This is a genomic window from Janthinobacterium kumbetense, assembly GCF_023703445.1.
Lineage (GTDB): Bacteria > Pseudomonadota > Gammaproteobacteria > Burkholderiales > Burkholderiaceae_D > Janthinobacterium > Janthinobacterium kumbetense.
The window spans coordinates 708,225-719,650 of record NZ_JAMQGR010000001.1 but is presented as its reverse complement, the minus strand read 5'-3'; the positions used below and the strand labels follow the sequence as shown (position 1 = coordinate 719,650).

8 protein-coding genes are annotated in these 11,426 nt (G+C 62.4%); 1 reads left to right on the top strand and 7 read right to left on the bottom strand.

What is annotated here, in order from left to right; genetic code table 11:
• Nucleotides 1–750, bottom strand: a complete 750-nt coding sequence (locus NCG91_RS03125) for a class II aldolase/adducin family protein (RefSeq protein WP_251348532.1) — start codon at nt 748–750, stop codon at nt 1–3.
• Nucleotides 751–975: 225 nt separating this feature from the next.
• On the opposite strand from NCG91_RS03125, the gene NCG91_RS03120 reads away from it, so the two are divergent.
• Entirely contained in the window at nt 976–2,028 is a 1,053-nt protein-coding gene (locus NCG91_RS03120; RefSeq protein ID WP_251348531.1) for an ABC transporter substrate-binding protein, read from the top strand.
• A gap of 62 nt (nt 2,029–2,090) precedes the next feature.
• Here the strand turns inward: NCG91_RS03120 and NCG91_RS03115 are convergent, their stop codons facing one another.
• The 6 genes from NCG91_RS03115 to NCG91_RS03090 form a co-directional block, all read right to left on the bottom strand.
• Nucleotides 2,091–4,463: a TonB-dependent receptor gene (locus NCG91_RS03115; RefSeq protein ID WP_251348530.1), complete on the bottom strand. Its 2,373-nt coding sequence runs from the start codon at nt 4,461–4,463 to the stop codon at nt 2,091–2,093.
• A gap of 220 nt (nt 4,464–4,683) precedes the next feature.
• Nucleotides 4,684–5,838 carry an LLM class flavin-dependent oxidoreductase gene (locus NCG91_RS03110; RefSeq protein WP_251348529.1) on the bottom strand — a complete coding sequence of 385 codons (1,155 nt, stop codon included), beginning with the start codon at nt 5,836–5,838 and terminating at the stop codon, nt 4,684–4,686.
• 34 nt (nt 5,839–5,872) lie between these two features.
• Nucleotides 5,873–6,964, bottom strand: coding sequence for an LLM class flavin-dependent oxidoreductase (locus tag NCG91_RS03105; protein WP_251348528.1), 1,092 nt, complete (start codon nt 6,962–6,964; stop codon nt 5,873–5,875).
• Between the two features lie 233 nt (nt 6,965–7,197).
• Nucleotides 7,198–8,403, bottom strand: coding sequence for a sigma-54 interaction domain-containing protein (locus tag NCG91_RS03100; protein ID WP_435526464.1), 1,206 nt, complete (start codon nt 8,401–8,403; stop codon nt 7,198–7,200).
• A 184-nt stretch (nt 8,404–8,587) separates the two neighbouring features.
• Nucleotides 8,588–9,451, bottom strand: coding sequence for a Het-C domain-containing protein (locus NCG91_RS03095; RefSeq protein ID WP_251348527.1), 864 nt, complete (start codon nt 9,449–9,451; stop codon nt 8,588–8,590).
• A 58-nt stretch (nt 9,452–9,509) separates the two neighbouring features.
• The gene (locus tag NCG91_RS03090; protein WP_251348526.1) at nt 9,510–11,129 is read right to left on the bottom strand and encodes an amidohydrolase family protein; all 1,620 of its coding nucleotides are present in this window, start codon (nt 11,127–11,129) and stop codon (nt 9,510–9,512) included.
• Nucleotides 11,130–11,426: the final 297 nt, after the last annotated feature.

Below are 11,426 nucleotides of genomic sequence, written 5' to 3'. Positions count from 1 at the left end.
TTACACCAGGTCGGTGGCGGGCAGCAGCGACAAGGCGCGCGCCGTGTCGATCAGCTTGCTCATCTTCCATTGCTGCAGCAGCACGCCTGGGCCGAAATCGCGCGAACCGCCGATGGCTTCGGCCGCGATCTGGATCTTCGCGCCCTCTTCCAGCAGCAAGATGAACTCGGCCAGCTTCAGCAAGCCCTGTTTGCCCCACACGGTGGTGCCGCCATTCGCTTCCAGGATGGCCGTCGCGTGCGTGTTGCGGGCGATTTCGCCGAGGATGAAATCGACTTCCGGCTGGCGGCGGTCGATATAGATGGGAATTTCGCGCACCAGCTGGTAGCGCTGCACGGGCACGTAGCGGATCGGCAGGGTGCGGTGCGTCTGCGCCCACGCGCCCAGCGACGGCGAGTGCACGTGCGAGATCGACGTGACCTCCGGGCGCTCGCGGAACAGTTTTAAGTAGCGCGCGCCGCCGTTGTTCGCATCGCCCACGAGCACCGTGCCATCGAGCGCCAGCACGGCCGCCTTCAGGGCCTGGCCGCGGCGGAACGGGCCCGGATCGTTGACCACCACCACCTTGTCGCCGCCCGGCGTGCGCTCGACGAAGCCCACCGTGCCGTTGGCCGTCAGGCTGCCCGTCTCGCGCAAGCCGTCGAAGGCGATCTGCGCATCGCGGCGCACCTGCTCCACGAAGGCCAGTTCGGCCGCCGTCAACTCCTGCACCTGTACTTGTTGTGCTTCCGCTTGTGCCACGTCCGTCATGTCATGCTCCATTCGTTGGGGTTGGAATACGGGTCAGTCCTGTCTCTACTTTCGCAAGACGCGTGCCAGCGCCAGCGCGGGGAAAATGGTGCATGGCTGCTGCCTGCGCAACAGCGGCTGCTGGCGCGGCAGCAGCACCGTCCGCACGCGCTGTCGGCCAGCCAGCAAGCGGCGCGGGCACGTTTCCTGCACGGTTACAGGCTTCCACCACCACGAAGGAATCCCATGACTACCGCACCATCCCCCGCCGTCGATACCGTCTGGTTCACCCGCTGCCCCGTGCCCACGGCCACGGGCCTGGCCTACAAACTGGGCTGGCTGGACGAGGAATTCGCCCGCGACGGCATCGCGTTAAAGACCCTGCAGGAAGTGGGCGGCGAGCTGGCGCGCCACCACTACGACCATGGCTTGTCCACGCTCGTGCGCGAAGGCGGCAACCTGCTGGCCCTGCCCGCACGCGCGCAAGGGGCGCCCACGCGCTTGATCGGTCTGACCTGGATCGACGAGTGGCAAGCCATCCTCGTGCGCCCCGGCTCCGGCATCGCGACGCCCGCGCAGCTGCAGGGCAAGCGTCTGGCGCTGCCCGTCTTCCGCGCCGAGGACTTGCGCGACAACCGGCGCGGACGCAGCATCGCGCGCGGCATGAGCCTGGCCGGCTACAAGGGCGTGCTGGCGTCGGCCGGCCTCACGCTCGACGACGTGCAGCTGGTGGAAGTGGGCGGCGAGGCGCCGGCGCAAGCCAATCTCGGCGCGGGACTGTGGCAAGGCATCGCGCCGCTGCTGCGCGGCGAAGTCGATGCCGTCTACGTAAAAGGCGCGGCGGCGGCCGAGGCGGCCCGCGCGGCGGGGCTGGAAGTGGGCATAGACATCGACGCCCTGCCCGACCGGCGCTTCCGCGTGAATAACGGCACGCCGCGGCCGATCACCGTGCATGAGACCATGCTGGAGCAGCATTTCGAGCTGGTCGTGCGCTTCCTGACGCAAACCCTGCGCGCCGCGCACTGGGCCCGCAGCCACAAGGAAGACGTGCTGGCCATCCTGCAGGGCGAGACGCGGGCCGGCGCCGACGCCGTGGCCGAAGCCTACCGCGACGGTTTTCATTTGACCCTGGCGCCCGACCTGTCAGAGGAAAAAGTGGCGCTGTTCCGCCAGCAGAAGGATTTCCAGCTGCAGCACGGTTTCCTCGACCGCGACGTGGATATCGGGGCGTGGATCGACCGCCGGCCTTTGGAAGAGGCGCAGCGGCGCCTCGACGCGTTGCTGCACGTGGCGGCCTAAGCTGGCGCCATAAACGACAAGGCCGGCGCAATCGCCGGCCTTTCTACATCAGGCGGTCAGGCTCAGAACTGCAGCGTGTACGATGCCCCCACCGTGCGGCCCTGGCCGATGATGACGGTGTCGCCATTCACGGCGCCCGGCACGAAGCTGGTGAGCGTGTGGTTGCGGTAGACCTTGTCGGCCAGGTTGTTCGCATATGCCGTGATGCGCTGCTTGCCGCCAGGGAGCACGTACGACAGGCGTGCATTGGCCAGCGCGAAGCCGCCCTGGTTCAGCAAGTCGCGCGCGGCATTTTGCGGGTCGACATAGTAGTACTGCTTCGACGTGTAGCGCACGTCGCCGCTGAACACCAGCTGCGCGCCATTGCCCAGCGGGTAGCGGTAGTCGGCCGCCAGCAAGGCCGTCACGTGGGGCGAGCGCACGAATTCATTGCCGGAGCGGTCGCCGCCATTGTTCTGGATGGCGAAATCGTCGAATTCCGTGCGCAGCAGGCCGATATTGGCGTTGAGGTGCAGGTTGTCCGTCGGCTGCGCCTCGAGTTCGAATTCCGCACCGTTCACGTGGGCCTTGCGCACGTTTTGCAGGTAATTGACGCTTTGCGTGGGGTCTCCGTTGTACACGCCCGTGATATTCACCTGCACGTTCTTGTAGTCATAGTGGAAGACGTTGGCGTTGAAATTCAGGCGTCCGTCCAGCCATTCCGACTTGATGCCCGCCTCGAACGAGTTCAGGGTTTCCGGCTTGACCGTGTTCAGGGCGCGCACGTCCGTGGCGCTCGTGTTGTAGCCGCCCGACTTGATGCCGTGCGCGTACTTCAGGTAGCCGCGCAGGGTGCGGCTGAAGCGGTATTCGGGCGTCACGTCATACGTCAGCGCATTCCACGTGGTCGACGGATTCGACGTGAAATTGTTGTTGGCCACCGAGGCGGCCGCGTAATTGCCGCCCTTGACCGTGTTCCACCAGTTCGACGCATCGCCAAACGTCACCGTGTTCGATGCGGCCTGCACGCGGCGCAAGTCGAGGTCCTTGGTTTCCGTCGTCCAGCGCAAGCCGAAGGTGGACAGGAACTGCTCGCTGAAGTTGACGGTCGTGCTGCCGAAGATGGCCGCGCTGCGCGCCTTGTGCTGGTAGACGGTGCGGTTGTAGCCGACGGGCTGGGTGCTGCCCGCCAGCGCCGGCACGGTACCGTTGGGCAGGCGCGCGCCAGCCGAATCGGAATCGATCTTTTCATTGAAGTAGAACAGGCCCGCCACCCAGCTCACGGCGCCGTTTTGCGGCGACGTCAGGCGCAGCTCCTGCGATACCTGGCGGCTGCTGGCCTTCAAGCGGCTGCGGCCCACTTCCAGCGGCGTGTTGTCGCTGTCGCCCGTCGCCTCGTTGCGGAAATTTTCATAGCCGGTGATCGACGTCAGGGTCAGCTCGCCCAGCGCGTATTCCAGGTTCAGCTGCGCGCCGCCCTGTTTCACGTCGCTGTCGGCCGGCGCATTCGTGCTCACGTCATCGGGATTCGTGCTGGGGATGTAGCCATTGCGGTACACGCCATTCGCGCCATAGCTGGCCACGGTGGTGGTGGCGCCCTTGGTCGTGTAGTCGCGATAATGCAGGTTCAGATTGGCCGTCAAATCGCGTCCGATCAGGGCCTTGAGCTGGCCGCGGATGGCGCTGTCCTTGAGCTTTCCATCGCGTTCGCCCGTAAACTGGTTGTGGAAGCGGCCCTTGTCCTGCTGCTCCGTGTGGAAGGACAAGCGCCCCGCCAGCACCTCGTCGACCAGCGCGCCGCCGATGGCCCCTTCGGCCAGCTTGGTGTCGTAGCTGCTGTAATCGACCTTGGCGTAGCCGCTGGACTTGAACGACGGTTTGCGCGAAATCACGTTGATGGCGCCGCCCGTCGTGTTCTTGCCCCACAGGGTGCCTTGCGGGCCGCGCAGCACTTCCACCCGGTCCAGGTCGAACAGGGGAAAACCCGTGGCGCTGGAATTGCTGATGTAGACGTCGTCGAGGTAAAAGCCGACGGGATTCGGGAAGTCGATCTGCTGCTGGCCCGCACCCACGCCGCGTATCCACCAGCGCGGGCGGCCATGCTGCTGCGTGCCGGCCGAGGCGTTCGGCACGTAATTGAGGATTTCGCTGGCCGAGCGGCCGATGCCCGTGTCGAGCAGCTCCTTGCCGCCCAGGACCGTGATCGCGCTGGGCACCTTCTGCGCGGATTCTTCGCGTTTTTGCGCCGTCACCGTCACCAATTGCAGCGCGGCGCCCTCGCCGGCGCCGTTCGCGTCGGCTGCGGCGATGACCTCTGCACCGGGCGCTTCGGCATGGGCCATGCCATGGACGAGCATCAGGCCGCCGATGGCGAAGGCCGAGCGCAGCGCGCGGCGCACTGGCGTCAAATGAAAGGGGAAAGAGGAAAAGGCGGCGGGGGCAGTCGAACGGCGCATGGGTGATTATCCTTGAGTAAAGTCAAAACGCGAGATGGTGATGACCTGTATTGCAAGGGGCATGCCCGCTGCCGCAGCGCAGCAAAATCGTCGTTAAGTGATTGATTTCAAAGGAAGACTATCGCCATGATAGTGCTGTTGATTTGGCAGCAGCGGCGCCGCCGCGTGCTGCCTGCGCGACAGCGGGCGGTGGCGCTGCTGTCGCGGCAACAGGGGATACTCAGGCGGCGCGCAGCAGTGCCGCCGTGTGGCCACGCACGAGGGGCAGCACTTCCTCGCCCACGCGGTACGCTTCTTCCAGGTGCGGCGTGCTGGCCAGGATGAAGGCGTCGGCGCCCAGCTGCACCAGTTCGTCGAGGCGTTCGGCCACCTGCTGGTAGCTGCCCACGATACCCTGCGTCTGGCCGCCGCGCAGCAGGTTGAAGCCGGACCAGATGTTCGGCGCCGTGATCAAGTCCCTGTAACTGTTCAGGGTGGTCGGGCGGTTGCCCCGCTGGCGCGCCGCGCCCACGGAATCGCCGCCATCGGCACCGAGGAACTGGCGCAGGGTGGCCGCATCGACGGCCTCGAAACCCTTGCGCACTTCGTCCCACGCTTCTTCTTCCGTGGCGCGGGCGACGATGTCGACGCGCACGGCGCACTTGATCTTGCGTCCCAGAAGCGCCGTCTTTTCATGCACGCGGGCGAATTTCTCGCGCAGCTGCTCGAACGGCTCCAGCCACGTCAGGTAGTAATCGGCATGCTTGGACGCGGAACCCAAGGCCGCGTCGGAGGAACCGGAAAAATAAATCTCGGGGAAATCCTGCTCCGACAGCGGCGTGGCCAGGCCCGCATCCTCCACCTGGTAGAACTTGCCCTGGTAGGAAAACGGCCCGCCGCGCCACACGCCGCGCACCACGTCGAGAAATTCCGTCGTGCGCGTATAGCGGTCGTCGTGGCCGGCCGAATCGCCCCACCACAGCTGCGCCGGACCGCCGCCGCCCGTGATCACGTTGTACAGGGCCCTCCCGCCCGTGGCCCGCTGCAGGCTGGCGGTTATGCGCGCGGCCACCACGGGATTCAGGAAGCCGGGCTGGAACGGGATCATGAAGCGGAAAGTGCTCGTTTCGCGCGCCAGCAGCGCGGAAATGGCCCACGGTTCGTCCGTCATGGGGAAAGACGGTATCAAACCGCCCTGGAAGCCGGACAATTCCGCCGCGCGGGCGATTTCCGCCAGGTAGTCGATATACGTAAAACCGTCGGCGCCGCCGCCGCCGAGGCCGGCCTGGCGCAGGTTGTCATTGCCGGGAAACCAGTCGCCGCGAAACGGCGTGCGGGCGCGGTGCGAACTCGGTTCGCCATGCGTGGGGATGCGCCAGAAAAAATCGATAGCCATATGGGTACTCCTTGAATAGGTTGGATACGGGGACTCAAGCCGCTTGCAGCTGGGCGCGCAACGCTGCCCGCACGCGGGGCAGCACGTGCTCGCCGATGCGGTAGGCTTCCTCGAAATGGGGAATGGCCGCCAGCACGAAGCTGGACACACCGGCTTGCGCGTAGGCTTCGAGCGCTGCGGCGACCTGTGCATGGCTGCCGACCAGGGCCCCGCGGGCGCCCGTTTGCGCTTGCGCAAAGCCGGGCCAGAACAAGGCTGCACCGCCCGCCGTGTCATCAGCCGACGGGGCATCGTCAGGCAACCCCGCCCCGCTGCGGTAGCGGCGCGCATCGCGCAAGGCTTCGTCGAACGTTTCGCGGGCCAGCACGTCGATGCGCAAGCCCGCCGCCACGGCGCGGCCCAGCTGGCGCGCCTGCGTGTGCAGGCTGCCGATGGCGGGCTGCAAGTGCGCCACGGGCGCCGCGTCGAACACGTGCACGTCGGCCTGGCGCGCCGACAGGGCCAGCGCTTCAGGCGACTCGCCCGTCAGATAGATGCCGTTCACGGGATGGTTCGCCAGCGGCCCTTTGAAGCCCCCGTCCTGCACTTCGAAGAACTTGCCCTTGAAGCTGAACGGCGACGTATTCTGCACGCCGCGCGCCACCGTGATGAATTCATCGATGCGGGGCAGGATGTCGGCCTCCGGCGCCGCATCGCCCTGGCGCCGGCGCGCTGCCGCGTCGCCGCCAGGGCCGATCTGCCAGGCGAAGCGTCCCCCCGTGAAGCGCTGGAAGCTGACGGCGTTCTTTGCCGCATACACGGCCGAACCCCAGGCCGCGTCGAATTCCGCGATCAGTTTCAGGTGGCGCGTGCTGCGGGCCAGGTAGCCGGCGACGATCCAGCTTTCATCGCCCTGCGTATCGTGGCGCACCTGGATACCGTCGAAGCCGGAAAGATCGGCCGCGCGGGCGATCTGGTGCAGATAATCGAAATAATTGAATGGCGGACGCGCGCCGCGCGGGTCGCTCACGCCCGCCTGCAGGGGGCTGGGCGCGCCGGCGGCCCGTTCGCCGCGGCGCGTGATGCCGGGCGCCGCGTAACGGCCATCGCCGCTGGTGGGCAATTGCCAGATGAATTCTATGGTCATGCGAGGACTCCTGTCGTGGGTCGAAGAAAAGGCCGTATGCGCATCGCGCAGCGGCCTGCCCTACCCTCCTCGCAGAAAACATGCCATGCCGCAGAGGCCCGCCGCTGCCCGCCGCTGTTGATTTGGCAGCAATCCGCTGCCCCCATGGCAGCAATATGCTGCGCGCGCAGCAGCCATGAAAAAAGCCGGAGCCGCATCGCTGCGGGTCCGGCTCCGGGAGGTCGCGCATGCGCCTAGTCGATGGCGCCCGCCTTTTTCAGGAAAGTGCGCAGGATGTTGCGGCTCAAATTCAAGTGCCTGGCCGTGCGCACCTGGTTGCGCTCATTGCGCTCCCACGCGGCGCGCACCAGTTCCTGCTGCATCGCTTCGAATTCCACGGCTTCGCCCGAGTCGAGCAAGGCTTGCCAGGCGCGGGCAAAGCGCTCGGCCGCCAATAAATCGTCCTGGCCGGACGCGCCGTGGGCCGCGTAGGCGATGTCGGCGCCGCCCGCCCAGGCGTCTGGGACAGCCACGGAAACAGGTGCGGAGACAGGTGCGGCAGCGGGCGCCCTGTGCCAGCCCGACAAGCTCAAATCGTCGGCCCGCACGACGCCGCTGCGGCACACGAGCAGCGCGCGGTGAATGACGTTTTCCAGTTCGCGGATATTGCCCGGCCACGGATAGGCCAGCAAGGCCTCTTGCGCGTCCAGGCCCAGTTCCACCTCGCCCAGGTGCAGGCGCTGCGCATAGATGGCCATGAAGTGGCGCGTCAGCGGCATGACGTCGCCCGGGCGCTCGCGCAGGGGACGCAGCGGCAGGCCGATCACCTGCAGCCGGTAATACAGGTCTTCGCGGAAGCGCCCGGCCCGCACGGCTTCGGCCAGGTCCACGTTGGTGGCGGCGATCAGGCGCACGTCGATGGGGATGGCGCGCCGCGCGCCCAGGCGCACCACTTCGCGTTCCTGCAGCACGCGCAGCAGCTTGACCTGCATCGCCAGCGGCAAGTCGCCGATTTCATCGAGGAACAGGGTGCCGCCGCTGGCCGTCTCGAACCAGCCAGGCTTGCCCTGCTGCGCGCCCGTAAACGCGCCTTTTTCATAGCCAAACAGCTCGCTCTCGACGAGGGTTTCGGAAAACGCGCCGCAGTTGATCGCCACGAAGGTCTGCTCGGCGCGGCCGCTCAAGCCGTGCACGTGGCGCGCAATCAGTTCTTTTCCCGTCCCCGTTTCGCCCGTGATCAGCACCGTCGCCTCGCTGGGGGCGATGCGCTCGATCAGCTCGTGCAACTGGCGCGAACGGGGGTCGGCAAAGACAAAGGCCGTGGCGCGCACCAGCAAGCTCATTTGCTGCGGGTCGCGGAAGGCGACCAGCGCCTCGCTGTCGCCGTCATCGCCCGCGCCGCGGGCCAGGTGGGCGCTGCGCGCGAAATCGCTGCTGAAATTGTGGGCTAAGAGTTCCATGGGCCGACTATACCGCGCTCCATCTCCAGGCGTGAACGAATGGTGCCGCGCTAGCTTATCCGGAATTTGCATATGCGAAGAGCCGGGAGTGAACGCTGTTTTGTCGCAAACGGCGCACTTTGGCTGGCGATGGCGTCATCCCTCCCCGACTTCAACACTGACCTTGCCGGGATTTGTTTCGTCGCTACTTCAAAACGGTCGCCCGGCTGTCCACCAACACATCGAGTGTAATCGTTCCCTGACTTACTGCGTTTAAAATCGGCCACTCTGCGAATACGTCAAGAATAAATTTCTTTGAAGCATCTTTGGCAAGTCCCTGAGCCACTTCAAAATGGGTAACATTACCAAACTTTGAAATAGTTTTTTTCCCTCGATCAGTTTCCTTTGAGTCTTTAGCCATCTCTCCATGCGTTTCATATGGAACAGCACATTTCTTTGGTGCCCCCCAACTCACGTATCCAGATTTTAGACCCGCCTCTTGCCATTTTTGAATATTCTCTTCTGCCTGGTCTCCCCAGGTTTTGACAACCTTGAAGTCCGATAAAGCGCTGGCATGATCGATATTGATTTCGACATAATTCGTGTGAGCATAGAAGTCCTGAATTCCATGCAGTGCCTGTCCCAGGGACAGGAAGGCCAGATTCAGTTCCAGATTCACCAACAATGGTTTTTTTGCCATGAGAAGAACCGTGGCCGCTTCAGCGTGCTCGTCCAGTTCGGCTTTAAGTTGTGCAATATAAGCGATAGCTCCGGAAAAATCACAGTTGTCGAAGTGGGCTTTTGATGCAGTCTGATGAACGATATCTTGCATGTAAAGTGCAATTTGCATTTGGCGCACATACCTCCGGCTGCTCAGGCCATCCAGCAGTATTTTATGCTCGCTTATCTTGAAATCAGAATTGCATCTCTCACAAATAACGGATATGGATTCATCTTTTGCCGCAGGAATTTCTTGCTGGATTTTTTCCATATCGATATCCGCTGCCGAGGCTCCCATAGCCATGAGCGAGAAAATGATAGCAACCGACTGCCGGAGTCTGTTAGACATCGATAATCTCCAAATTTTGAAAGTGAAATTTCGGACACCCGCACCATGCTCTTTTCCGCTAACCGAATCGATCATCAACTTTCAACAACCAGGCAGGTGGCTTTACGCCATGTTTGTCATAGAATGTCTGCAACCTCAAACGCGTTTTCCCGCCTCGGGACAAGCCTGCGTAACGTACGGCGTTATCGCCAAAGAATTTATTCGAGAGCGTCGTCGCGGTTTCGTCTCTGAGAGATGGCAGTTCTTCAAGCTCTTTGAAAAGTTTCATAAAATCGCTCAAATAGCTTCCAATTGAGCTGGCTGTCAGGCTCATTTCCCAGTCTGTGCCATATAAAAAGCGATTCGCCAACGATGCAGAACCCTTTTGGGCGGTAAGGTCATAGAGCTTTTGCAGATCGGCCTTGAGTTCAGGCTGGTCCGATATCACCTCGGTAAAGAATCCAGCATCGGCGTACGCGAATTCCCCAGGTCCGCTTGGATTCATTTCCTTTGCAAATGCTTCGGCAAGGGAGAATCCTGCACGCTGGTCCTTCACGATTGACGTGTCGCCAAAATGTCCGAAGTTGATACGCAGGCGTGGAAACTCCTTCAAGACGCACGCCCAGTATCTGGAGCCGGCCAGATTCTTGAAAGCCATGCTGGGGCCGTTAGAAAGACCCGTGTGCGCCATGACAGGTACACCATGCTCTTCACAGTAGCCATAAAGCCGGCGCAAGGCGCCATCAAGCAACCTTCCCAAATCAGGGGTATTTTGTACCCACTCCGGCAACCAACAACGCTTCCAGAAATCGGGCTCCGCATCTTGAATATGCTGATTTCCCAGCGCGGCAAAGCCCATTGGTGGGTATAACTTGACGCCGATAAATCCATGTTCATCAAGCGCGCCCTGGACAAGAGCAAAAGAACTGGTAGCTGATTCCCCCTTCCCGAACGCCACTTCTCGCAACGGACAGAATGGCACGAATCCGTGCATTCTCCCTCCCGTCATAATGGACAACTGCTCCATGACCTTGACCTGCGTTTCGAGCGTCGTCCCTGTTGTTTTCCCCTTTGAGATCCACCACGAATAATCGACCATGCTGGGCATAAGGAGGTCCACCGTTCGAACCCCGGGAACATTAAATGTGCGCAGATATTGCTGAATATTTACATACCGGTATTGGAAATTTTGAAGGATGAATTTAATTACACCCATCACCGACCTGTCTCCACTCAGCATGTCCAATGGCTCTGGAGCGTCCTTGTCCAAATCGGGAATCGTGGCAGGAAGCTTGTCAATAATTTCCAGGGCCTCGACTTGCAAACGGGTCTGCATATCGGGAACAAGGAGCTTGCTTTGTTTTTCCACAATGAATGGCAGGTACAGGGGGGAGGTAGCGGCAGCGGTCTTCAAGGAAGCCGTACCGGCTGCATATGCGTTTCGTCGCAGCTGTGAAATGACCTCAATCTTGGCCTGCTCGGTTGTACAAGCAGCCAGTTGGGGGGACAACTCCCGGAGCGTCTGCAGTTCCACATTACCCGAAGGCGCCAATGACCACGCAAGGCCTTGTAGCAGCGCACCGACAGCCATTGCCGCAGGTCCCAGCGGGCTGGCCTCCCCAACCAGCACCTTTCCCACAAAGTCCATGACAGGGATATCCGTGCCATTGAAAATGTGGCAGTGGGCATCGATGGTCAAAGGTCCCGTCGGCAAGTTAATGTCAGGACTGTTTACGCAATCTATGGGACATGGCTTGAGCAAGCAACAGCCTGACAAGCCGACGGTTGTGCCAACCGCGAGAGCACCGATGCCTCGAAGGGCACGACGACGGGCGAAGTTCTCCGGAAAGTGGTCCATACAGCCCTTTCAGCAGTTCATTTCTTCGACTAGCGGGTACAGAAAAAATCGCGTGCTCGATGCAAGGGGGATGGTATATTGATAATTTCAACTTGGCAAGATTTATCGCACAGGCGCGGGCGCGGACTGCGCGACTAA

Excerpts from the sequence above, each read along its gene's own strand:
- NCG91_RS03125 (WP_251348532.1), bottom strand. The coding sequence starts at position 750 with ATGACGGACGTGGCACAAGCGGAAGCACAACAAGTACAGGTGCAGGAG.
- NCG91_RS03120 (WP_251348531.1), top strand. The coding sequence starts at position 976 with ATGACTACCGCACCATCCCCCGCCGTCGATACCGTCTGGTTCACCCGC.
- NCG91_RS03115 (WP_251348530.1), bottom strand. The coding sequence starts at position 4,463 with ATGCGCCGTTCGACTGCCCCCGCCGCCTTTTCCTCTTTCCCCTTTCAT.
- NCG91_RS03110 (WP_251348529.1), bottom strand. The coding sequence starts at position 5,838 with ATGGCTATCGATTTTTTCTGGCGCATCCCCACGCATGGCGAACCGAGT.
- NCG91_RS03105 (WP_251348528.1), bottom strand. The coding sequence starts at position 6,964 with ATGACCATAGAATTCATCTGGCAATTGCCCACCAGCGGCGATGGCCGT.
- NCG91_RS03100 (WP_435526464.1), bottom strand. The coding sequence starts at position 8,403 with ATGGAACTCTTAGCCCACAATTTCAGCAGCGATTTCGCGCGCAGCGCC.
- NCG91_RS03095 (WP_251348527.1), bottom strand. The coding sequence starts at position 9,451 with ATGTCTAACAGACTCCGGCAGTCGGTTGCTATCATTTTCTCGCTCATG.